Here is a 21141-nt window from a genome sequence, read left to right on the forward strand (position 1 = left end):
CTCAATAGACCGGCAAAGAAGGATCGATCTGCTTCGCCCAAGCTATAACGCCGCCACTCACATGGGCCGCGTCCGAAAATCCAGCGTTTTTGACAATCGCAAGACATTCAGCAGAACGAACACCTGATTTGCAGTGCAAGATTATTTGCTTATCTTGTGGCAATTTGGAGAGTGCTCGACCGTCGAGGAATTCCTGTTTAGGTATAAGTACCGATCCAGGGATTCGAACGATCTCCCACTCACTGGGTTCACGGACATCGACCAAGTAAAATTCTGCTTCTGCATTCATCATCTCTTTAAGCTCGGTCACTGTAATTGTTGAATCTTTCACAGCAATCTCCGCTCCCTCCGTAAGCACTCCACAAAAAGCTTCATAGTCCTCTAGCAATTCCATCTGCGTTGGTTCTGTACCGCACACTGGACAGGATGGGTCTTTTTGAACCTTGATCTTTCGATAGGACATTTCCAAAGCGTCATAAATCATGAGTGAACCAATCAAGGGTTCTCCGATACCCATGATCAACTTGATAGCTTCGGTGGTCTGAATTGACCCAATCGAAGCACAAAGCACTCCCAGCACACCACCTTCTGCGCAACTTGGAACCATTCCCGGAGGAGGTGGCTCGGGGTAAAGACACCTGTAACACGGGCCGTACTCCGCCCAGAAGACGCTTGCTTGACCATCAAAACGATAAATAGAACCCCACACGTAAGGTTTCTTCAAGAGAACACAGGCGTCATTAACCAGGTATCTTGTCGCAAAATTATCTGTCCCATCAACGATGAGGTCATACTGGGCAAAAAGTTCCAGGACGTTCGAAGCATCTAACCTGAACTGGTGAAGATTAACCTGCACATTCGGATTGATCTCAGAAATCTTCTCCTGCGCACTCAACGCTTTACTCTTACCAATATCTGATTGACCATGAATTATCTGTCGTTGGAGATTCGACTCATCCACGGTATCGAAATCAACGATTCCAATCGTGCCTATACCCGCGGCAGCCAAATACATGAGAGCTGGAGATCCAAGCCCGCCCGCGCCGACGCAGAGGACCTTGGCATTCATCAATCGTTGCTGACCCGCCATTGCGACGTCGGGAATGATGAGGTGGCGGCTATAGCGGCGAACCTCACCAACACTGAGGGCTGGACCGGGTGAAACCAGCGGTGGAACCTTCATAGAGACATCCTCGAGAAAGAAATATGGATAATGCTTGGTGTGCCATTCTGTCGCACAGACGCACGACTGACAATTTCGCTAGGTGAGACGCTCCCCCGTGCCGGGATTGCCCGTACCATATGGTCAATGAGTACAAGTGAGATTCGAACTGAAAACAAGGCACGCCTTCCGCGTGACGAGCGGCGCGCTCAGCTCCTGAGCGCCGCACTTGAGGTATTTACAGCCGCTGGCTACCACGCAGCCGCCATGGATGAGATTGCCGATCATGCCGGTGTGAGCAAGCCCGTTCTCTATCAACACTTCCCATCCAAACTTGAACTCTACTTGGCGGTCCTGGATCTCCACATCGATACTCTGGTATTCAAGATTCAAAAGGCAATTGCTTCAACGCCCGAAAATGCGAATCGGGTGAGTGCAACCGTTGAGGCCTATTTTGATTTTATAGAGAGCGAAGGCGAAGCCTTTCGGCTTCTATTCGAAAGCGATATGAGTGTCGAACCAGCCGTTCGCGAGCGCCTCAACCGGATGACATATGACTGCGCTGCTGCGGTCAGTGCCGTCATTTCTATCGATACTGGATTACCACGAGAGGAAGCGATGCTCTTGGGTGTTGGGCTGATCGGATCTGTCCAAGTTACAGCCAGACATTGGCTAGATCGCGACAGTAAATTATCGCGTGAAGTTGCAACGAATCTTTTAACGAGCATCCTTTGGCGGGGAATTTCTGGATTTCCACGCACGGATGAGCGGTAATCACTCGTCATTCGGCAATCACTCGCCTGACTCGGTAGGATTCGAGCATGAGTGCAAAGAAGACAGCTCCAAGCCAGAAAGTCGAAGTGCGCATCGCCATTACCAATATCGCGAGCGAACTAGCGTTTGAATGCCCTTCGAGCGTAGATGAGATTAGATCTGCGGTAACGGTGGCGCTTGCTTCCGGGTCTCCTCTGGTACTGAGTGATATTCGGGGTCGGGAAATAATTGTGCCTTCCGACAAGGTTGCGTTTGTTGAAATAGGGGAGCAAGCAGAGCGCCGAGTCGGCTTCGGCACAGTTTAAGGTGACAAAAACTTTTGCTGATCTATCCCTGAGACAAGAGACTGTCGCAGCTCTTTTGGCCCATGGATTTACATCGCCTTTTGCCATTCAAGAAATGGTCTTGCCCATCGCTCTCAGCGATGGTGATGTCATCGGACAGGCAAAAACTGGAACTGGTAAGACCCTGGCTTTTGGCATTCCGCTTATCGAGCGAATAATCGCTCCGCTAGATCCTGAATGGGCCACCTTTGAAAATGCTGATCTGCCACAAGCCCTAGTGGTTGTGCCAACACGTGAACTCTGCTTGCAGGTAGCGCGTGATATCGAAGAGTTGACTGCGGGGCGCGGAATCCGGGTACTCGCTATATACGGCGGACGGGCTTTTGAACCGCAGATCGAGCAGTTGCAGGATGGAGTCGAGATTGTTGTGGGCACTCCGGGACGCCTGCTTGATCTCTATCGCCAGGGTCAATTGAAATTGAACAAAGTCGCCCGTCTTGTACTTGATGAAGCCGATGAAATGTTGGACCTTGGATTTCTGCCAGATGTAGAAAAAATCTTCACCAGCACGCCGAATCGCCAACAAACAATGCTCTTTTCAGCAACCATGCCGGGAGACATCATTGCCCTGGCTAGACGATTTATGTCTCAACCAATACACATCCGCACCCAAGAGAACGATGACGAAAGCGCGGTTGTCTCTCGCGTTGAACAACACATCTTTAGAGCGCACGCCATGGACAAGATTGAGATGTTGGCACGAATTTTGCAGGCGCAGGGTCGAGGTCCCACGATGGTCTTCTGTCGCACGAAGCGAACCTGCCAGAAAACTGCCGACGATCTGCTCGAACGCGGATTTAGAGCTGCACCAATCCATGGTGATCTTGGCCAGAGTGCCCGTGAGCGCGCACTGTCAGATTTTAAAGCTGGCAAGTCCGATGTGCTAGTCGCTACTGATGTCGCCGCACGCGGTATCGACATTGATGGAATTACGCATGTCATTAATTTTCAGTGTCCAGAAGATGGCAAGACCTACGTTCACCGCATCGGACGTACTGCCCGCGCTGGAGCACACGGAATTGGTGTCACTTTTGTCGATTGGGATGACATGCCCAGGTGGAGTCTCATCAACCAATCGCTAAAATTGGGCCTAGAAGAGCCGCTTGAGACGTATTCTTCGTCAGAGCATCTTTTCGACGAGCTAAATATTCCCGCCGGCTCTACTGGTCGCATGACGAAGGCTCGCCCGGTCACGGTCACTGCTTCACGAGCAACTTTCAAAGAAAAGGCACATCACGCACCCAAATTGGCAGCCCCTGCCAGCCCCAAGACCGAACGTACAAGGACAGAACGAACAAGGACGAGAAGTAAGAAATTTAAAAGTACTGCAAGTTAGTTTTATTTGAGTTGGCTAACAAGGTGAAGTTACCACGTTGAAGCAAATCCCTTTATAGCCTCGACCATCATCTGAACCGCAATCGCTGCGAGCAACAATCCCGCGACGCGCGCCACTAAAGTCACACCTGACTCTCGAATAATTCGAACAATGGTGGTTGAGCCGTGCAATGTGAGTCCTATTGCCAGATGGACCGCAATCACCGCAATGATGAGTCCTGTTATGCGGGCTGGTGTTTGTGCCTGCTGAACGAAGATCATGGTTGCGACAATCGCTCCCGGGCCTGCTAAAAGCGGGGTTCCAAGTGGAACGAGAGCAATATTTGTTTTCGAATCCGCACTTTCAGGGTTGCTGCGTCCGGTAAGTAACTCTAGTGAGATGAGAAGCAGGAGAAGTCCACCCGCAGCTTGCAGCGCCTCAATGGAGACATTCAGGTAACCGAGGATGAAACGTCCAAATACTGCAAAAAGGGCAATGACGAAGAGTGACACTGCCGCCGCTTGATAGGCAAGCCGACGTCGCACTCTTGGAGTCTTATCCGCCACCAGAGCCAGAAATATAGGCGCAGCTCCCGGCGGATCCATAATTACAAACAGGGTTACGAAGGCCTGCACAGAGAAAGTTAGGGCGCTCGCGGTATCTGGCTTCATATCCGAATCACTTTCCCTCTAGCTTGGGACTCCAATTTAGCCCACTCCTCGGGGGTTGTGACATTCTCACCCAATCTATTGAGTTTCCCCGTTCCGTGATAATCACTTGAGCCAGTAACCGCGAGGTCTAATTCATGCGCGATTTCCCGCAATATCTTTCGCTCTTCGGGAGACTGGTCTCTATGGTCGACTTCGATCCCGTTAAGACCGGCCTCAAGCAACGGAAGAAAATCATCAGGAGATAATGTTTCTCCGCGATGGGAAGCAAATGGGTGGGCAATGATGGCGATGCCCCCCGAAGAGCGTATCTGCGCAATCGCAATCTCAGGTGTAGGCGCCATGTGAGCCACGTAGTATTTGGATTCGTTATTGAGCAAACCTTTAAAGGCATCGTCTCGCGATTTGATAAAACCTAAGGAGACGAGAGCGTCAGCGAGATGGGGACGTCCTAGCGTTGCGCCCGGAGGTTTCACTGCATCGATGTCTTCCATAGTGATCGAGATTCCATCTGCATTGAGTAACTCGATCATTTTTATCATGCGAGGAATGCGGTCATCCCGAGTCTGTTCGAGCATTTCCAACATTGCGACATCATTGCCATCAAATAGGAGTCCGACCATATGCACACTCAAGCCACTCAAAGTGAGACAGGAAATTTCGGCTCCGAGGGCTAGTTTCAGTTTTCCTCGAATCGCACCGCTTGCTTCCTCCCAACCTGCGATGGAATCGTGATCGGTCACGCCTAGGACATCCAGGCCCTGAATAATGGCATTGTTGACCAATGCCCGTGGCGAATCTGTTCCATCGCTCACGGTCGTGTGTGCGTGAATATCTATCATGTGAGAACCGCAAGCCTTGCTGGCCTAGCTCGAAGGACTACCAGGGCGCACCCAAAAAGAATCATCGCAATTCCAGGTACAACCCAGATATTTGGGCGTTGGTCTAGCCACCAGAAAGCCAGGATCGAACTCACGGGAACTTCGAAAAAGACAACGAGAGAAACAATTGCAGGTGAAACTCTTTTCAGCGTTGAGTTAAACATGGTGTGCCCGAGAATTTGCGCCCCAAGAATTAGCCCGCCAACGATCCACCACTCCTTAGCCGTGAAATGCAGGATCTGAAGTGAATTCATCAGCGAATAGGGAAGCACGGTCACTGCGCAGACGAAATAACAGATGGTCGTATATGTAGTGGTTTCAATGGTTTCCTGGGCACGCGCTCCCACCATCACGTACAAGGCCGCCAGTGCTGCGGAAATAAACGCAGCAAAATCACCCAGAAAGGATCGAAATGAAATGTGGAGATCTACTCCAGACACAAGCAGCACTCCACCAAAACTCACGGCCATTCCCAGCCATGCCCGAGAAGGAATGTGTGCCCCAGAGAACTTTACAAAGAGAGCTGCAAAAATCGGTTGAAGTGCGACGATGCCGGTTCCTGCCGCGACGGTTGTCATTCTCATTGCCAGAAAGAAACCGCAAAAGTGAAGAGCAAGGAGAATTCCAGCGAGGATCGACCACTTCAGTCCAGCTCGCTGCGTGAGTTGCTTATGCCGGAAAGCGAAGGGCGCCGTCACGATCGCGCCACCCAGATTCCTCCAGAAGATAAGGGTGGATACTGGCATAGAACTAAGCGCAATTAACGGACCCGATGTTCCGATTCCCAATATCCCAATACCTAGTCGAACTAGGTCGTGCTTGCCAGGTATCGAATCGTGGCTCGTAATTTGATTGGACCGCGTGGAACCCATTAAGCAAATCCCAGTGGAACTCCGACCAGAGACTTCTTTCTCACAATTAGATTAGTCACAATTTCAACAATCGCCACCGATGCGGGCAAATCCGGATTGGAGAGAACAACCGGGGTCCCCAAATCACCACCAGTTCGTAGGGCGTCGCTAAATGGAATCTTGCCCAGAAGAGGTACATCTGCGCCCACTAATTGCGAGAGGCGCTCCGAAGTGGCTTCACCTCCACCTGTCCCAAACAAAGAAATCGGCTCACCGCAACTGGGGCACGGAAAATCAGACATATTCTCGATCACACCGATCACGTGCTGCTTTATTTGATGAGCAATGCGGCCCGCCCTTTCGGCAACCTCTGCCGCAGCAATCTGCGGGGTAGTAATCACAATAATTTCCGAGGCAGGTACCAATTTACCTAGGGAAATTGCCAAGTCGCCCGTTCCGGGTGGTAAATCAACAAAGAGAAGATCCAGATCGCCCCAATATGCATCGCTTAAGAGTTGCTCTAGGACTCGGTGAAGAAGAGGGCCACGATAGGCAACTGCATCAGAGCGCTCTGGCTTAAACATCTCCATAGAAACTGTTTTCACTCCATAAGATTCGAGAGGGATAAACATCTGGTCAATCGCGGTAGGTCTCTGCCCCATTAACCCCATCAACCGTGGAACAGAATGTCCATACACATCCGCATCAAGAATTCCCACGCGTAACCCCTTTTGTGCGGCGGCGACTGCGAGATTTACGGTGAGAGACGACTTACCAACCCCACCTTTGCCGGAGGCAATTCCGATAACTCGAGTTAGCGAATCTGCTTGTGCGAAGGGAATGAATTTTTCCCGACCATTTCGAAGAATCGTCTTTACATTATTTCTCTGCTCTTCGGACATGACACCGAAATCGAGGATCACATCCGTGACTTCTTCAACACTTCGCAATGCACTGCCAACATCATCCCTCAAGCGATCCTGCATCGGACATCCAGAAATCGTGAGAAGAACTTTTATCCTGGCAGTGCCACCGTCAAATTCAACAGACGCAATCATTCCCAACTCAGGAAGTGGTCTGTGCAATTCTGGATCCTGAACCTTCTCAAGAGCAGCATGGATTTTTTCGATAACGGTCATAGGACATCCGGATCTATTTTTGGGATTGGAAGTGAGGAGTCGTTTTTTTCATCAAGCGCTTCGGCAAGCTGTTTCTTAATAAAAGTCCTTGGATTGAGGTCTGACGGTTGAAGGTCTTCGAATCCAGGACCTAGATTCTCCTTCAACTCATTGGTTGCCGCCTGCGAGAATTGTTGGATCTTCCGGACTATGCGAGCAGCATCGGAGGCAAGTTTGGGAAGGCGCTCAGGACCCACCAGAATCATCCCAAGGACGGCTAATCCGATCATTTCGCCGGCTCCAATATCAAAAAACATAAGTAGAGCCTACCCTTTTACCCTCGAAGCAACCGCCGAGCATTACTTGGCCGAATTATTCGGCAGCGATAAGAGTCACAACCACATCATGAGACACACCATCTCGGAGATAGGTGAGCGAAACGGTGTCGCCAACGCTTTTTGCACGGACTGCAACGATCAATTCGTCGGCACTACCGATCGCTTTGCCATCAAATCTCGTGATGATATCTCCCGGCTTCAATCCCGCCTTGTCTCCGGGACCCCCGGGACGAACTCCTGCGGCACCACTGGTGATCTTGGCTCCACCGTCGCTGAAATTAGATTCAACCGAGATCCCTAGGATCGGATAAGTTGCCTTTCCGGTCTTGATCAATTGATTGGCAGTCTTGCGCGCTTGGTTAATTGGAATCGCGAAACCCAGTCCGATAGATCCGGATTGACTTCCGTAAGACGAGCCGAGAGATGCAATCGCCGAATTCACCCCGATGACCGCACCTGTCGAATCGACAAGTGGTCCACCCGAATTACCAGGGTTGATGGCCGCATCGGTCTGTATGGCATTAATAAATGAGTTGCCACCACTTGGTCCGCCTGCAGTCACAGCACGATCCTTCGCACTGATAATTCCTGATGTAACAGTCCCAGACAGTCCCAATGGAGATCCAATCGCAATCACTGGGTCACCAACCGCGATCTTGTCGCTATCACCGAATTGAAGGGCGGGGAGATTCGTTGCTTTGACTTTCAAGACCGCTAAATCGTAGGAGGAATCCCTGCCAATTACAGTCGCGTCTAGCGTCCGACCGTCGTTGAGTTTCACGATGATTGATCCAGACGTGTTCGTAGCGCCCTCAACCACGTGATTGTTGGTCAGAATGTATCCCGAACTATCAATCACAAAACCAGAGCCAGTATCACTTCCGCTTTCAGTCTGCGTGGATATGGAAACAACCGAAGGAAGAACTCGACGCGCAATACCTGCCACCGAGTTGGGTTGCCGCTCGATTGAACTAGATACCGAAACCAGATTGACGCGATGGCCCAGAATCGAACTGCCACCTGTTAGTTCACCGACTGTTCCACCAACAAGACCTGCGACTACCGCCAATATGACGGCAGAACCGAGAGGTATGTAGGTGCGTTTTGGTTTGTAAATTGGATCAGACCACCAAGCGTGAGTAGGTGTCTCCGCAGAGGGATACGTCTGCGACTCGTTAGGCTCCATCGATTCCATACTCAACTCACTTGCCCCTTTACTCTCTTGCGAACCTCTTTAAAATCCATCAATGGCCCATTCAATATCGCGTTACAGAGAATTTCATGAGAGAGCGCTCCCAGATTTCCTAGAAATATGGATCTCTAGGAATTCAACGTTTCGTTGCAAGTAACAACCCGTCTCCAACGGTCAAAAGCGAGGTCACCCACGTATTCGTCGCCAATTTAATACTCTTACCTGCTTCTCGCAAAGCAATAGTGCGCGGATCACGTTGGGCAGGATCGCAAACTTTGCCACCCCCGTAGAAACTATCTATGACCAAGACCCCACCGGTGCGGAGTATGCGATGGGCTTCGTCGATAGCAAAACTCAGATCCTCGGGCTCGTTTCGAAGAACCACAAGATCGTATGCGCGGTCAGTGAGTTTGCTGATTACGTCCAGCACTGGATTGGTTATTAAACGGTACCTCTGGGGCGCAATTTCCGCCTCAGCAAAAGCCGTTCGAGCGATTCGGGCGTGCTCGGCTTCGCTATCAATGGACGTCAATGTGCCACTTTCTATCATTCCACGCAGTAACCACAAGCCGCCAACCCCAGATCCAGTCCCGACTTCTACGACTGATTGTGCCGAAATCAAGTGCGCCACAAAGTGAAGGAGGGCTCCCGTGCCAGATGAAATGTTATTTGAACCGATTTCGACACCGCGCGCACGTGCCCGCATCAGAACTTCATCTTCTGTAATAAATGCTTCGGCGTAAGTATGCATATCAACTTTCATTACAGCCCCGCAATCCAGTCAATCAGAAGTCGAACGCCAAATCCCGTGCCACCTTTTGGATTTTCTCCCGCATCGCTCTCACTTCGCGCCGGTCCAGCTATATCTAGGTGTACCCAATTGCGTTTGCCGGCAAAATGTTCGAGAAAGAGCGCGGCAGTCACGGAACCCGCGGAAAATTGGGCTCCATGCGCCGTGTGATTAAAGTCTGCGATCTCACTTGTTAGGGCGCCTTTGTAATCATCAAGAAGAGGCATGTGCCAGACACGATCACCTGACTTCTCCCCCAATGAACTCAGGGTCTTGGCTAACGCCACATCCCGCGTGTACATTGCCGCGTAATTCCGACTCAAGCTTGCGGTTGCTGCGCCAGTAAGGGTTGCTACATCCACCAAGTAATCTGGATTTAATTTTCTGTCAGCGTAGGCAAGCCCGTCGGCCAGGACTAGCCGGCCTTCCGCATCGGTATTTATAACCTCTACAGTCGTACCGCCGTAATGTTTAATGACATCACTGGGACGTTGGGCAGTTCTTGAAAGTGAGTTCTCCGCACACATCAATAATGCTGTCACCCTTACGCGTGGTTTGATATCGGGCATTGCAGTTATAACGCTTAGCACCGCTGCAGCACCCGCCATGTCGCTTTTCATGCCGATCATGTTGTCATATGGGCGCTTGAGAGAGACGCCACCAGTATCAAAAGTGATTCCCTTGCCAACCAGAACGACGTGGGGCCAAGCCTTAGAGCCCTTCGGAGCGTAAGTAACCTCTATAAAACGGGGACCAGGGATGGGCGATGAATTTCCGACAGCAAGCAGTCCGCCGAATCCATCTAACTCCTTACCAGCAAGAACCTTAATTGCCAGGTCATTCTTCTTCGCCATACTTTTAGACTGTTCTGCAATCCAAGCAGGATTCTTTATATTGGAAGGCGTATGAATGAGATCGCGGGCAAGCCAAACGTGCTTTGCCATGAGCGCGGCTCGCTGAACCTCATGCAGGTGAGTGTCCGCAACTACAAACTTTGGAACCTCACTTTTTTTGGTTTCAGATTTCTGACTCCACTGATAAGTGCCAAGGACAAGTGCAATCGCGTGTGCACGAACATCCGTTCGCGATGATGCCGCTAAGCTAAAAAGAGATTTCGAAGTGCCTTTCATCTTGCGGCCCACGGCGGCTCCGGCATTTCTAAAATCTGCAACGGATTGCTTCCCGAGTCCTACAAAAATTAACCGCTCGGTTTTCACATCAACTACGCTTACGGGAATTTCAAAAACCTCACCCGCTTTTCCGGTAGTTGGAAAAAAAGCCAACTCGTCGGCAAGGTTGAGTTCAAATTTAGATTCAATGCGGTTGACCATTGCCACGGAAGATGGGAAAGCGAATTCACCACTTTCGGATTTAGTGAATCCAATTGCTACAACATCGGAGTCGACGACTAACTCAAACTCAAGGGGCCGCGCGACAAGCGTCGGTATTTCCATGGCGCTCACGCTAGCGAAGTGAGTGAATTATTTCTTGACTAACAGTTGTACCGCCGCGTGGAGCGCGTTTCCAAGATTCGCGGCTTCTTCGCCATTGAGTTCGACCACAAGACGTCCGCCACCTTCGAGCGGGATGCGCATCACCAGACTACGAGCCTCCTTTGTGACCTCCATGGGTCCATCGCCAGTACGAGGTTTCATGGCTGCCATCTTCGGACTCCTTCTCAATCACGTCTGCAGACCCTGCCGGGCTAGCGATCCACACCTACTCGCGGGATGAGGGAGAAGTATCTCGCATTTACCGCCCAAGCAGGAAATTGGGGGCGAATTCTCACATATTTAAGCGTGCGGTGAGGCGAGTTCTTCCCGCAATTATTACTCCAGAAACTGCCCTTTCTGGGACGTGCAGGATTTCGGCGATCTCAGCCGAACTCAGAGAACGCACGTAATACAGGGTCAGGATGATCCGCTCCTCCTCGGGCAGACTGGCAAGCAACTGGGCCAGAGTCTGCGAAGTCATGGCTCCAAGATTACAGACATGGGGTCACCGACAAAGGCCCAACGCCTCTTCAACCGTCGTGCTCCAATGGAGCAACTCTCTCTGGCCGGGCTTTACAAACCCCTCTCTCTCAAGATGGTCAAGGAGTTCTCGAAGTGGATCGTAGAGACCAAAGGGATCAAGAATAATCACCGGTTTGTTGTGAAAGTTAAGAAATCTACCAACCCATATTTCGAAAAGTTCTTCCAGCGTTCCTGGCCCACCAGGCAGTGCAATAAATGCCTCGGACATATCTTCCATCATTGCTTTTCGTTCTCGCATGGAATCAACGACATGCAACTCGTGGTTGTCATTGTCGGCAAACTCAATGTCGACCAGAGACTGCGGAATAACGCCGATCGTGCGACCTCCACCAGCACGAACACCCCTGGCCACCGCCCCCATCATCGAGATATGCCCACCGCCAGAAACTAATTCCCACTTCTTTGCACCGATCGCACCGCCCAAATTGGTGGCAAGGTCAAGATACTTACTATCGATCGTCGGAGATGATGAACAGTAAACGCAGACACGCATCCCCGAAGGATAGGGGCTACCCTTTGACCATGTCGCCCATTTCGCGCTCCGCTCACGGTCATGGCCTAGCAACAGTCACATTTGACGGGGTCGTGCTCGACGCTTGGTTCCCTTCTCCCGCACTAGGTGAGAAGGCTGGTCCTGCGCCGGATTTTCTCGAAGCACTCATCAGGCGTGATGAGGATCGTCGTGTCAACCGCGAATTGTTCTCAGTAGAGATTGACCTTAATGAAGCCCCGAAGAATGTGGTTGACGCCTACTTGCGTCTGCATCTGCTCTCCCACCGACTTGTTCCGCCGCACGGCCTCTCCCTGGCAGGCATATTCGGAGTTCTCAATAATGTGGTCTGGACTTCGCAAGGTCCCTGCTCAGTTGAAGGTTTTGAGGAAACTCGCGGCAGACTCCTTGCGAAACACGCAAATGTGACAGTTTTTGGAGTTGATAAATTCCCCCGCATGGTCGATTACGTAATCCCTAGCGGGGTTCGTATTGCGGATGCCGATCGCGTGCGCCTCGGCGCTCATCTTGCCTCCGGCACAACGGTCATGCACGAGGGTTTCGTCAACTTCAATGCCGGAACCCTGGGTACCTCCATGGTGGAGGGACGAATATCTTCCGGAGTAGTCGTCGGAGACGGATCAGATATCGGTGGCGGAGCCTCCATCATGGGGACGTTAAGCGGTGGCGGAAAAGAAATTGTATCAATTGGCAAGGGCTGCTTACTCGGTGCCAATTCCGGACTTGGCATATCACTAGGCGACAATTGCATCATCGAAGCTGGCACCTACATTACTGCGGTGGCAAAAATTACGCTGCCAGATGGTGAGGTAGTAAAAGCTAAAACCCTGTCGGGAGCAAGCAACCTTCTCTACCGTCGAAATAGTGTGGGCGGAAATCTAGAAGCGGTCATGCGCACCGGCACGTGGGGTGGACTTAACTCAATTTTGCACGCTAACTAATAATCTCAAACCAGGCAGAGGGCAACTTCGTTCTACTTTGAAAAATCACTCCTTTGATTGTGATTCTCTTTCCGTCACTTGACATACCCATGATCTTTGCCACAGTGCCGCTTGAATTTCTTGAGACCACCTGAAGGCTCACGACATCGGGTAATCCGAAGGCGCTTGACACGAGTGCTTGCGTGACGGGACGGACCCATTTTGCGTAGCGAGAATTATAAGTCGGGTCCAAACTCCATGGATCGGGGACGCTGATCGCATAAGTAAGCGCAGTACCCCAAGCATTCTGTGATGATTCAGTGATACCACCGGATGAAGAAGAGTAATAGGCACCGATGGGTTTAGAACCCAAAAGGATTGCTAATCCAGTTCTGTCATCAGTGGAAGTGGAAGTAACCGCCGCCTTCCACAACTTGCCGTAGGTTGCCTCCGACTCTTTGGAATATCCAACAAATGCCTGGTCCTGCGAGGATCCGTATATGTTGCAGTCACAACTGGTTTTGAGCGATCCGACTTTGTTGAGAGCATACGTCCTCGAAGCAATTGCCTGCGCCTGCAGCGCTGCCAGCGGCCAAGAAGACGGAACTTCCCCTATTCCCCAAAGGTACTCATCATGAAGACGGACAGTATTTGTCACCTCAATTCGGTATCCAAGAACGGCCGTCTTCACGAGTTTCACCTGAATCTGTCCATATCGGTATTTCGTAGTCACCTTTCCGTTCACAAACAAAACAGTTGCTGGTAAACCTTCTAGATATCGAGTCCCAGTCCAACGAATCGTCCAGGTTGTGCCACTCGGTAGTGAATCAACTGTTCCATCCGGCGCAAGAATGGTTGGGAAAGCTACGTCGCCGAGCAAAGTGAAGTTCAACTGCGCTTTAGTCGGCATCACTCTCAACGGTTCAACTAGCAAAGAATCTTTCACATCGCCCGCAATAATTTGCACTTGCCCGAGCAGCGTGTCAGTTCGAAGAGAAAAATTGGTAAGCAGGTGGCCAATGTTTACTCGCAGCATCTGATCATCCTTAAAGGGTTCCACTGTCACGTACGAGTAGTAGTAACGCAAAATTTGAGAGGCCGTTCTGCCTTCCAAAGCCTGCGCCCTCGCGCCGATCTGACTCATACCAATTCCATGTCCGTACCCTGAACCTTGAAAATTGAAAACGGTCGGAATTGTGGTATCTGCGTGCGCAGAAACTGGATTTGTTGCGACTAGGAAAAAGAGTGAAACTATAAAAAGGAACGGCCCCTTAAATATCCTCATCGGTAGCTGCACTTCTTCCGACCTTCAAGAACTTCTCGTAGGCTCCAACGACTTCGTTTGGCTCGCCGCGTTGAATCAATTTGCCTTTGTGCAGCCAAGCAACTTCGTTGCAGACATCTCGAATCGTTGCAAGACCATGGCTCACTAGTATGAGGGCACGATCTTCACCACGCAGTTCTTTGATCTTATTGAGGCTTTTCTCTTTGAACTTTGCATCCCCCGTACTCAGCGCTTCATCCACTATCAAGATGTCGGGCTTAATTGTCACTGCCACGGAGAATCCAAGCCGGGAGAACATTCCACTGGAATATGTGCGCATCGGGGCATCAATGGCCTCACCTAGTTCGGCAAAGTCGGCGATCTCATCAAACTGCTCTTGAATTTCCTGGCGCGACATCCCCGCTGCTAACCCGCCAAGTTGCACGTTTTCTCGACCGGAGAGGGAAGGATTGAAGCCGACGCCAAGTGCCAGCAACGTACTTACTTTTCCGTAGACCTCGACACGCCCCCGCGTGGGCGGCAAGATTCCAGAAATCACGCGCATTAACGACGATTTACCAGCGCCGTTGGCACCTACAACCCCCAGAACAGATCCATACGGAACATCGAGTGAGACATCGTCAAGGGCGTGGATAATTCTTGTGTGTTTTGTTCCGCGACCGAGAGTACTCATGCGGGCTTTTAACGTCGAACGCCGGTCGATCGTTGTTTTGTACACGAGGCCCAAGTGCTGAACCGAAATTGCGAGTTCACCAGGTTTATGTTCGGAATTAGACACGGACAGCAAAATCGCGCTCCCTCGATAAGAAGAAGTAGGTTCCGATAAACAAGATACCTAATGCCCATGCCAATCCTTGGAGCATGCTAGTTAAGTGCGGTACCTCGTTGTGAACAATACTTCTGGACCAGGAATCGAGCATAGGAAAGAGCGGGTTGAAAGCTTCAATCGATCGCAGTTGTGGACTGAGAGTGGATACCTCATAGAGGATTGGTGAAAGGTAGAGCCAGGTTCTGCTGAGATATGGCAAGAAACTGGAGATGTCGCGGAAATAGACCGTGGCGCAAGAAATCAAGATTGAAAGCCCCAGCGCGAAAATTCCAGTTATTAGAACTACCGGAATCGACCAGAGCAATGCCCACCCGAATGGAAATCCCATTGCCGTTCGAATAACAAAGAACACCAAAATTGTGGGGAGGAAATTGATAAAGGAAATGTATGTCACTGAAATGGGAAGCATGATCCGGGGAAACGCGGTATTGAGAATGAGTTTCTGGCCCCTGACTACAGATTTCGATCCGGCAGTCATGGAATTAGCTACAAAATAAAATAGGAAGAGGCAACCCGTTAGATGGACGTAACGCACCTTGTCACTGTGACCGCCGATGATCACGATCAGTAAGAAGTAGACTCCAGATAGAAGTAGTGGATTGAGAACAAGCCAGACCTGGCCAAAGACGGAATCAAAGTGCTTCTCATGCAGCTCTGAACGCGAATATTCAGAAATAAATGCCCGGCGCGCCCAAAGAGAGCGCCAATACTTTCGAAGTGGAGGCAACCCCACCTTATACGGCTCATAAATTTCAACTGGAACAACTTGCATTGTGACAGGTTACCGCAAGGGGTCCGAGGAGCAGGACTCACCCGGAGGGTACGAGAGACCGTGGCGAGAACAGGTATCCGGCGCCCCACGACATATGCATGGTAAATAAGATCCAGGGAAGTCTCAGGTAATCCGCAATCCTTTGACCAATAAGTAGTGACGCAAAACATAGGAATAATAGATAAACGCAGGCAGGGATGAGCCAAAGCGGAGAAAACAGAAGACCAAACAAAATTGAAAAAGCAGTTCCAAGAAAGGCCATTGGAGGTGCGAGGTATCGAAGATTGACAGTGCCTTGATGCCTCCTGATCACAACATGGCGCCAACGACCATACTCAAAATATTGCCTTGCCAACGCTTTGAGATTCGGCCGTGGCCTATACGTCACTTGAAGTCGCGGATCGAAATAGACAACCCCATCCGCCGCCCGCAGCCGATAATTGAGTTCCCAGTCTTGGGCTCGCGTAAAACGCTCATCAAAACCACCAACAGCAATGAGCGCATCACGCTTGAAAACACCCAAATAAACCGTATCTACCGGGCCGGCGCTTCCCCCGGTGTGAAAACGGGATGCTCCCACGCCCAATGAACTTCGCATTGCAAGAGCGACGGTTCGTTCAAAATTCGTCTTTCCTTCCGCGGCCATGACTCCACCTACGTTGACTGCGCCTGTTTCCTTCAATATTTGGACAGCCAATGAAATGTAATTATTTGGAATCTCGGCATGACCGTCTACTCGGACAACGACTGGGTAGGCAGATACCTTGATCGCCAGATTGAGGCCAGCAGCAGTCTTCCCTGATGGATTCTCGACTATCACAACTCGAGAATCCCTTTCTTTCAATTCATCAGCAACTATCTGGGTCCGATCTGTTGATGGCCCTATGGCGAGAATGACTTCCAACTTCCCGAGATAATCCTGAGAAAGTATCGCTTCTACGGCATGCGCCAGATAACGCTCTTCATTGAGGACGGGCAGGATCACAGATACGCCATTTTGGGCGTGACCATCGGACTCAACTAATTTCATAACACCACCACGCTATCGTGCAAGTACGCTCTCCCTGTGAAATCCACGCGCACAATTCGGATAATAACCTCACTTTCCGTCGGGGTGTTATTCGTCTCCGCCTTCTCCTGGCTTGGGTTAGGGCATGTGAGCGGATCCCTTAACAGGGTTAATGCATTTGAGGGATTGAAAACACGCCCGGAGAAAGCATCTACCGCGCTTAATTATCTGCTTGTCGGTTCTGATACCCGTGAAGGATTGACGAATGCAGAATTAAAAGTATTGCGAGTTGGCCGGAAGACAACTGCCGCTGGCAAACGCTCTGACACCATACTTCTTGTCCACATCAGCAAAGAACGAGATAACGCCGTCATCATCTCACTGCCTCGTGACACATTGGTGACAATTCCGCAACGCACTGAGCCCGATGGGAGGATAATTCCGGCAACTCGAGCAAAACTCAATGCCGCCTATAGTTGGGGCGATGCGCCTTTACTTATTCAAGTCATAGAAGAAATGACGCAACTTCGCATTGACCACTACATTGAAATTAGCTTTGCGGGATTCGCGCATGTGGTCGACGCGCTCGGTGGAATTCAAGTCTGCACTAAAACAAGTATTAATGACCCTAAGAGCCACTTGGTCATGTCGGCTGGCGTTCATACCCTGAACGGGATTGAAGCCCTGAAGTACGTGAGAACCCGAGATTTTGATGGCATGGGTGATCTAGGTCGCATGCAACGGCAACAACAATTCATGAGTTCAGTGCTCCGCAAGGCGATGAGTACCGGAGTACTTCTCAACCCAGTTAAATTGATTAATTTCTTCAATGCCGCAATCGCGACTGTTAAAACTGATTCAGCACTTAATAGTGCAGACTTAGTTGATCTGGCAAAACAGGTACGCAACTTATCTGCAACCAAGATTCGCACACTCACTGTTCCTTTATCAAATGTTAATTACTCAGTTCCTGGTCTTGGATCAACAGTTGTCTGGGACCCAGTATTGGCCCCGGAGTTATTCACTCGGCTTCGCAATGACCTCTCCGTCGTGGACACCGTAACTCCATCCCCTAGCGCTACATCAACTAACGTCAAAAAAACGGTCAGCGCGAAGCCCAGCCCTTCTCTCACTACCACCATCATCGATAAATTCGGGACTCGGACCGCAAATGAGAATCCTTGTGGTGCGCTCAAATAGGTGATGGAGCCCTTCTATACTAAAGCCCATGAAACACGTTCTCTCTGTTATTGGCACTGGATATCTGGGCGCAACTCACGCAACCTGCATGGCCTCACTTGGATACACGGTCGTAGGAGTCGATTCCGATAGAGAAAAAATCGCTCGACTCTCGCGCGGTGAATTACCATTTTACGAGCCAGGTTTGGAAGATCTTCTTCGTGAACAGCTCGCGACTGGTCGGCTCACATTCAGTTCAGATTTTTCAGATCTTTCCAATGCCGACGTGCACTTCATTTGTGTCGGAACGCCTCAGAAAAAGAACAGCCTGGCTGCCGACCTCAGTTATGTTGAAGGCGCCCTCGAATCCATGATGCCTTTTCTTAAACCCGGCGCACTCGTCGTAGGAAAATCAACTGTTCCGGTCGGGACCGCAGAAGCTCTCAGCAAGAAACTTGCTACGTCAGCGCCGCAAGCCGAACTAGCATGGAATCCAGAGTTCCTGCGCGAGGGGTTTGCGATCGAAGACACGCTTCGCCCCAATCGAATCGTTGTTGGGGTTGCTGGCGATGCCGCAGAAGAAACCCTCCGAGAAGTGTTCGCACCCCTTCTCGAAATCGGAACGCCATGGATTCGCGCCGATCTTCCCACTTCAGAGTTGGTGAAAGTCGCAGCAAACTCATTTCTGGCAACAAAAATTTCTTTTATTAACGCGATGGCCGAGGTGTGTGAGGCGGCGGGCGCTGACGTAACCGTTCTCTCACAGGCCATTGGATATGACCCACGTATTGGCAACAAATTCCTTCAGGCTGGAATTGGCTTTGGCGGGGGTTGCCTTCCTAAAGATATTCGCGCGTTTATGGCAAGAGCAGATGAATTGGGAGCCAATCAAGCTCTCGAATTCCTACGCGAGATTGATGCCATCAATTTGCGTGCCCGCCGAAGAGTAATTGAAGTAGTTCACAGGCTCTTGGGAAAAGATTTATCCGGATTCAAAATTGCCATTCTGGGCGCCGCATTTAAACCTGAAAGCGACGACGTTAGAGATTCGCCGGCCTTGGACATCGCATCCCAACTACACGGTACGGGCGCGAAAATTACCGTCCATGACCCGAAAGCAATTGATAATGCCCGCAAGCGCTTTCCTCAACTCTCCTTTGCCGATGAGATTGAAGATTGTCTCGATGAAGCCGATATCGTCCTACATCTCACCGAGTGGCGCGAATACCGCGAACTCAAGCCATTCGATCTCATCAATGTCGTGAAAAATCCGCTCATCCTTGATGGACGTAATGCCTTAAACCGCGAAGAGTGGATTCGGGCCGGTTGGAGTTTTCATGCTCTTGGGCGCGCGGATAGATGAAGAAAGACACGACCGAAGACGTTATCGATCAAATTCTCGCCCTGAAAAACTGGGCGGTTGTTGGCCTAAGCAATAACGCAGACCGTGCTGCATATGGAGTGTCCGATCTTCTTCAAAAAAAGGGACATCGAATAATTCCCGTGCATCCAAGGGCAGAAACTGTCCACGGTGAACCGGGTTACGCCTCACTTTCAGCTATCCCTTTCCCCATCGATGTTGTAGATGTATTCGTAAATTCGAATCTCGCCGGCGCAGTCATAGACGAGGCAATTTCCATTGGCGCTAAGGCGGTGTGGCTACAACTCAATGTTATTGATGAAGACGGGTTAGAGCGTGCAAAAAAAGCGGGACTGCTCGCGGTAATGGATCATTGCCCGGCGATTGAGTATGGAAGACGCGAATCTAAAAACTAGAAACCAGTTCGTTGATTGCGACGAGCCTGAAGATTCTCGCCTTTCGCCTTCGCTTCATCATGGATCTCGACCATGGCTTTTGAAACCAGGGCCGAAATGGCGGCGTCGCCAATTCCCAAAATGCGCGTCGCCAATATCGCGGCGTTCTTGGCACCACCTACGCTGACAGTGGCCACTGGAATGCCTGCCGGCATCTGGACGATTGAAAGCAATGAATCCATTCCATCAAAAGATTTCAAAGCAATGGGGACTCCAATAACCGGTAGAGGAGTGAGAGCGGCAATTACTCCGGGAAGTGCAGCGGCTCCACCCGCGGCCGCAATGATGATCTTGATACCTTGCGCCTGCGCGCTCTGGGCGAACTCAACAGTCTCTAGTGGCATTCTGTGTGCAGAAATGACCTGCACCGAATAGGTGATCCCAAAAGAATCAAATACTTTTGTCGCTTCTTCCATGATGGGCCAATCAGAGTCAGATCCCATAACTATTGCAACAGTTGCTTCATTCATTGACTGCTCCGCTCATATAGTCGATTGCATGGGTAACGCACTGCTGTAAGTCTACGAGATCATCCCCTACTGCGGTGACATGTCCTTGCGGGGTACTTATTCCACCATCTGGGCGGTATTGATGGAATTTTAGAGCGGGACTGCGCGCCATCAAATGAAGATACGGACGGTACATATTTTCGGAACTTCCTAAATGAAAGGTTGCAGATACCGCAAAATCTGATGTCATCGTCGGATCACCAAGTGGTAAATCCAGCACCCCCCGCAGATGCTGTTCGAATTGACTGGTTCGAGATCCGTCGAGTGTCCAATTTCCCGCCAGATTAAGATGAACGTCTATATGCGTTACTGCCCAAATTCCAGAATTCAGAGTTATTTCCATATGCATGACCCCTACTAAGCCAATCTCGCGGGCAATTTCAAGTGCCAATTCTTGAGTTCGTGCAGAATCATTTAAGAAGAAGTCCGGCGGTGGCGTCACAGAAAATAGAGAGTCGCCATATAGTTGAGAGGGGCTCCATACCGAACATTGATTGTGCGGAGAGCGAGCAACTATAAGTGAAAGTCGAGAGTCTGAATCACTTACGTGCATCTCGGCAGATTTCGCATTAAATTCATTCGCAAAAATAATAGCCCTTGAACTTGGCCGAAGGTTGAATCCTTCCTCTTCCAAAGTGCGAATTGTGGAAACTGCCAGAGCGCCTTCTTCATGCAAAATCACATCACACTTGCAAGCGAAATCTCGTAAGTCATTTAGATTAGACGTAGGTATGAATTTCAATAAGTCCACCCCAAGATCAATCGCGGGAGCAACGATGAGACGTGCAGTAGGACCAGAACCAATAAATCCGAGAACAGGGAAACTATTTGTCACAATGGAAT

General features: G+C 50.4%; 25 protein-coding genes. 7 read left to right on the plus strand and 18 right to left on the minus strand.

The window, feature by feature from the left end:
• Position 1: 1 nt before the first annotated feature.
• The gene (gene moeZ / locus VMW30_00215) at positions 2 to 1183 is read right to left on the minus strand and encodes an adenylyltransferase/sulfurtransferase MoeZ (protein ID HUW86790.1); all 1182 of its coding nucleotides are present in this window, start codon (positions 1181 to 1183) and stop codon (positions 2 to 4) included.
• A 126-nt stretch (positions 1184 to 1309) separates the two neighbouring features.
• On the opposite strand from moeZ, the gene VMW30_00220 reads away from it, so the two are divergent.
• Genes VMW30_00220 through VMW30_00230 form a run of 3 tightly spaced genes read left to right on the plus strand, consistent with a single transcriptional unit; the run spans position 1310 to position 3616 of the window.
• Positions 1310 to 1936: a TetR/AcrR family transcriptional regulator gene (locus VMW30_00220; GenBank protein ID HUW86791.1), complete on the plus strand. Its 627-nt coding sequence runs from the start codon at positions 1310 to 1312 to the stop codon at positions 1934 to 1936.
• A gap of 47 nt (positions 1937 to 1983) precedes the next feature.
• Positions 1984 to 2241 carry a DUF3107 domain-containing protein gene (locus VMW30_00225; protein HUW86792.1) on the plus strand — a complete coding sequence of 86 codons (258 nt, stop codon included), beginning with the start codon at positions 1984 to 1986 and terminating at the stop codon, positions 2239 to 2241.
• A 1-nt stretch (position 2242) separates the two neighbouring features.
• The gene (locus VMW30_00230; protein HUW86793.1) at positions 2243 to 3616 is read left to right on the plus strand and encodes a DEAD/DEAH box helicase; all 1374 of its coding nucleotides are present in this window, start codon (positions 2243 to 2245) and stop codon (positions 3614 to 3616) included.
• Between the two features lie 29 nt (positions 3617 to 3645).
• Here VMW30_00230 and VMW30_00235 read toward each other — a convergent pair whose 3' ends face one another.
• The 11 genes from VMW30_00235 to VMW30_00285 all read right to left on the minus strand — a co-directional run bounded on the left by VMW30_00235 (position 3646) and on the right by VMW30_00285 (position 11962).
• Positions 3646 to 4266 carry a MarC family protein gene (locus VMW30_00235; GenBank protein ID HUW86794.1) on the minus strand — a complete coding sequence of 207 codons (621 nt, stop codon included), beginning with the start codon at positions 4264 to 4266 and terminating at the stop codon, positions 3646 to 3648.
• Positions 4263 to 5105: a PHP domain-containing protein gene (locus tag VMW30_00240; protein ID HUW86795.1), complete on the minus strand. Its 843-nt coding sequence runs from the start codon at positions 5103 to 5105 to the stop codon at positions 4263 to 4265. Before VMW30_00240 ends, VMW30_00235 begins: the two co-directional genes overlap by 4 nt.
• A complete protein-coding gene (locus VMW30_00245) occupies positions 5102 to 6016 on the minus strand; it encodes a DMT family transporter (protein ID HUW86796.1) in 915 nt (304 codons plus the stop codon). The genes VMW30_00240 and VMW30_00245 overlap by 4 nt, the downstream gene beginning before the upstream one ends.
• Positions 6016 to 7134 carry a P-loop NTPase gene (locus tag VMW30_00250; GenBank protein ID HUW86797.1) on the minus strand — a complete coding sequence of 373 codons (1119 nt, stop codon included), beginning with the start codon at positions 7132 to 7134 and terminating at the stop codon, positions 6016 to 6018. Before VMW30_00250 ends, VMW30_00245 begins: the two co-directional genes overlap by 1 nt.
• The gene (locus VMW30_00255) at positions 7131 to 7430 is read right to left on the minus strand and encodes a sec-independent translocase (protein ID HUW86798.1); all 300 of its coding nucleotides are present in this window, start codon (positions 7428 to 7430) and stop codon (positions 7131 to 7133) included. Before VMW30_00255 ends, VMW30_00250 begins: the two co-directional genes overlap by 4 nt.
• A 55-nt stretch (positions 7431 to 7485) precedes the next feature.
• Positions 7486 to 8646: a trypsin-like peptidase domain-containing protein gene (locus tag VMW30_00260; GenBank protein ID HUW86799.1), complete on the minus strand. Its 1161-nt coding sequence runs from the start codon at positions 8644 to 8646 to the stop codon at positions 7486 to 7488.
• A gap of 133 nt (positions 8647 to 8779) precedes the next feature.
• The gene (locus tag VMW30_00265) at positions 8780 to 9406 is read right to left on the minus strand and encodes a class I SAM-dependent methyltransferase (GenBank protein ID HUW86800.1); all 627 of its coding nucleotides are present in this window, start codon (positions 9404 to 9406) and stop codon (positions 8780 to 8782) included.
• On the minus strand, positions 9406 to 10887 hold the full coding sequence (locus tag VMW30_00270) for a leucyl aminopeptidase family protein (GenBank protein HUW86801.1): 1482 nt from the start codon (positions 10885 to 10887) through the stop codon (positions 9406 to 9408). Before VMW30_00270 ends, VMW30_00265 begins: the two co-directional genes overlap by 1 nt.
• Positions 10888 to 10914: 27 nt before the next feature.
• Entirely contained in the window at positions 10915 to 11097 is a 183-nt protein-coding gene (locus VMW30_00275; GenBank protein HUW86802.1) for a DUF3117 domain-containing protein, read from the minus strand.
• A gap of 121 nt (positions 11098 to 11218) precedes the next feature.
• Positions 11219 to 11407: a sigma factor-like helix-turn-helix DNA-binding protein gene (locus VMW30_00280; GenBank protein ID HUW86803.1), complete on the minus strand. Its 189-nt coding sequence runs from the start codon at positions 11405 to 11407 to the stop codon at positions 11219 to 11221.
• A gap of 24 nt (positions 11408 to 11431) precedes the next feature.
• Entirely contained in the window at positions 11432 to 11962 is a 531-nt protein-coding gene (locus tag VMW30_00285) for a TIGR00730 family Rossman fold protein (GenBank protein HUW86804.1), read from the minus strand.
• A 29-nt stretch (positions 11963 to 11991) separates the two neighbouring features.
• Between VMW30_00285 and dapD the strand changes: the two genes are divergently transcribed.
• On the plus strand, positions 11992 to 12921 hold the full coding sequence (gene dapD / locus VMW30_00290; GenBank protein ID HUW86805.1) for a 2,3,4,5-tetrahydropyridine-2,6-dicarboxylate N-succinyltransferase: 930 nt from the start codon (positions 11992 to 11994) through the stop codon (positions 12919 to 12921).
• Here the strand turns inward: dapD and VMW30_00295 are convergent.
• The 4 genes from VMW30_00295 to VMW30_00310 all read right to left on the minus strand — a co-directional run bounded on the left by VMW30_00295 (position 12914) and on the right by VMW30_00310 (position 16816).
• The gene (locus tag VMW30_00295; protein HUW86806.1) at positions 12914 to 14185 is read right to left on the minus strand and encodes a SpoIID/LytB domain-containing protein; all 1272 of its coding nucleotides are present in this window, start codon (positions 14183 to 14185) and stop codon (positions 12914 to 12916) included. The two genes, dapD and VMW30_00295, sit on opposite strands and share 8 nt — an antisense overlap.
• On the minus strand, positions 14172 to 14858 hold the full coding sequence (locus VMW30_00300) for an ABC transporter ATP-binding protein (protein HUW86807.1): 687 nt from the start codon (positions 14856 to 14858) through the stop codon (positions 14172 to 14174). The genes VMW30_00295 and VMW30_00300 overlap by 14 nt, the downstream gene beginning before the upstream one ends.
• 97 nt (positions 14859 to 14955) lie before the next feature.
• Positions 14956 to 15786, minus strand: a complete 831-nt coding sequence (locus tag VMW30_00305) for an ABC transporter permease (protein HUW86808.1) — start codon at positions 15784 to 15786, stop codon at positions 14956 to 14958.
• 37 nt (positions 15787 to 15823) lie between these two features.
• Entirely contained in the window at positions 15824 to 16816 is a 993-nt protein-coding gene (locus VMW30_00310) for a glycosyltransferase family 2 protein (protein HUW86809.1), read from the minus strand.
• A 36-nt stretch (positions 16817 to 16852) separates the two neighbouring features.
• On the opposite strand from VMW30_00310, the gene VMW30_00315 reads away from it, so the two are divergent.
• Genes VMW30_00315 through VMW30_00325 form a run of 3 tightly spaced genes read left to right on the plus strand, consistent with a single transcriptional unit; the run spans position 16853 to position 19750 of the window.
• Positions 16853 to 17995 carry an LCP family protein gene (locus VMW30_00315; protein HUW86810.1) on the plus strand — a complete coding sequence of 381 codons (1143 nt, stop codon included), beginning with the start codon at positions 16853 to 16855 and terminating at the stop codon, positions 17993 to 17995.
• Between the two features lie 28 nt (positions 17996 to 18023).
• Positions 18024 to 19337, plus strand: a complete 1314-nt coding sequence (locus VMW30_00320; GenBank protein HUW86811.1) for a UDP-glucose/GDP-mannose dehydrogenase family protein — start codon at positions 18024 to 18026, stop codon at positions 19335 to 19337.
• Positions 19334 to 19750 carry a CoA-binding protein gene (locus VMW30_00325; GenBank protein HUW86812.1) on the plus strand — a complete coding sequence of 139 codons (417 nt, stop codon included), beginning with the start codon at positions 19334 to 19336 and terminating at the stop codon, positions 19748 to 19750. The genes VMW30_00320 and VMW30_00325 overlap by 4 nt, the downstream gene beginning before the upstream one ends.
• Here VMW30_00325 and purE read toward each other — a convergent pair.
• Both purE and VMW30_00335 read right to left on the minus strand, forming a co-directional pair.
• Positions 19747 to 20259: a 5-(carboxyamino)imidazole ribonucleotide mutase gene (purE, locus tag VMW30_00330; protein ID HUW86813.1), complete on the minus strand. Its 513-nt coding sequence runs from the start codon at positions 20257 to 20259 to the stop codon at positions 19747 to 19749. The two genes, VMW30_00325 and purE, sit on opposite strands and share 4 nt — an antisense overlap.
• Complete coding sequence (locus VMW30_00335) at positions 20252 to 21133, minus strand: hypothetical protein (protein ID HUW86814.1); 882 nt, start codon at positions 21131 to 21133, stop codon at positions 20252 to 20254. Before VMW30_00335 ends, purE begins: the two co-directional genes overlap by 8 nt.
• Positions 21134 to 21141 lie beyond the last annotated feature (8 nt).

This window comes from Candidatus Paceibacterota bacterium (assembly GCA_035530615.1).
Classification (GTDB): Bacteria; Actinomycetota; Actinomycetes; order Nanopelagicales; family Nanopelagicaceae; genus QYPT01.

What these genes read in the sequence shown, in the direction of transcription:
- VMW30_00245 (HUW86796.1), bottom strand. Translation starts at nt 6,016, where the DNA reads ATGGGTTCCACGCGGTCCAATCAAATTACGAGCCACGATTCGATACCT.
- moeZ (HUW86790.1), bottom strand. Translation starts at nt 1,183, where the DNA reads ATGAAGGTTCCACCGCTGGTTTCACCCGGTCCAGCCCTCAGTGTTGGT.
- VMW30_00265 (HUW86800.1), bottom strand. Translation starts at nt 9,406, where the DNA reads ATGAAAGTTGATATGCATACTTACGCCGAAGCATTTATTACAGAAGAT.
- purE (HUW86813.1), bottom strand. Translation starts at nt 20,259, where the DNA reads ATGAATGAAGCAACTGTTGCAATAGTTATGGGATCTGACTCTGATTGG.
- VMW30_00280 (HUW86803.1), bottom strand. Translation starts at nt 11,407, where the DNA reads ATGACTTCGCAGACTCTGGCCCAGTTGCTTGCCAGTCTGCCCGAGGAG.
- VMW30_00305 (HUW86808.1), bottom strand. Translation starts at nt 15,786, where the DNA reads ATGCAAGTTGTTCCAGTTGAAATTTATGAGCCGTATAAGGTGGGGTTG.
- VMW30_00285 (HUW86804.1), bottom strand. Translation starts at nt 11,962, where the DNA reads ATGCGTGTCTGCGTTTACTGTTCATCATCTCCGACGATCGATAGTAAG.
- VMW30_00255 (HUW86798.1), bottom strand. Translation starts at nt 7,430, where the DNA reads ATGTTTTTTGATATTGGAGCCGGCGAAATGATCGGATTAGCCGTCCTT.
- dapD (HUW86805.1), top strand. Translation starts at nt 11,992, where the DNA reads ATGTCGCCCATTTCGCGCTCCGCTCACGGTCATGGCCTAGCAACAGTC.
- VMW30_00320 (HUW86811.1), top strand. Translation starts at nt 18,024, where the DNA reads ATGAAACACGTTCTCTCTGTTATTGGCACTGGATATCTGGGCGCAACT.
- VMW30_00260 (HUW86799.1), bottom strand. Translation starts at nt 8,646, where the DNA reads ATGGAATCGATGGAGCCTAACGAGTCGCAGACGTATCCCTCTGCGGAG.
- VMW30_00325 (HUW86812.1), top strand. Translation starts at nt 19,334, where the DNA reads ATGAAGAAAGACACGACCGAAGACGTTATCGATCAAATTCTCGCCCTG.
- VMW30_00250 (HUW86797.1), bottom strand. Translation starts at nt 7,134, where the DNA reads ATGACCGTTATCGAAAAAATCCATGCTGCTCTTGAGAAGGTTCAGGAT.
- VMW30_00270 (HUW86801.1), bottom strand. Translation starts at nt 10,887, where the DNA reads ATGGAAATACCGACGCTTGTCGCGCGGCCCCTTGAGTTTGAGTTAGTC.
- VMW30_00295 (HUW86806.1), bottom strand. Translation starts at nt 14,185, where the DNA reads ATGAGGATATTTAAGGGGCCGTTCCTTTTTATAGTTTCACTCTTTTTC.
- VMW30_00310 (HUW86809.1), bottom strand. Translation starts at nt 16,816, where the DNA reads ATGAAATTAGTTGAGTCCGATGGTCACGCCCAAAATGGCGTATCTGTG.
- VMW30_00235 (HUW86794.1), bottom strand. Translation starts at nt 4,266, where the DNA reads ATGAAGCCAGATACCGCGAGCGCCCTAACTTTCTCTGTGCAGGCCTTC.
- VMW30_00225 (HUW86792.1), top strand. Translation starts at nt 1,984, where the DNA reads ATGAGTGCAAAGAAGACAGCTCCAAGCCAGAAAGTCGAAGTGCGCATC.
- VMW30_00300 (HUW86807.1), bottom strand. Translation starts at nt 14,858, where the DNA reads ATGAGTACTCTCGGTCGCGGAACAAAACACACAAGAATTATCCACGCC.
- VMW30_00220 (HUW86791.1), top strand. Translation starts at nt 1,310, where the DNA reads ATGAGTACAAGTGAGATTCGAACTGAAAACAAGGCACGCCTTCCGCGT.
- VMW30_00275 (HUW86802.1), bottom strand. Translation starts at nt 11,097, where the DNA reads ATGGCAGCCATGAAACCTCGTACTGGCGATGGACCCATGGAGGTCACA.
- VMW30_00240 (HUW86795.1), bottom strand. Translation starts at nt 5,105, where the DNA reads ATGATAGATATTCACGCACACACGACCGTGAGCGATGGAACAGATTCG.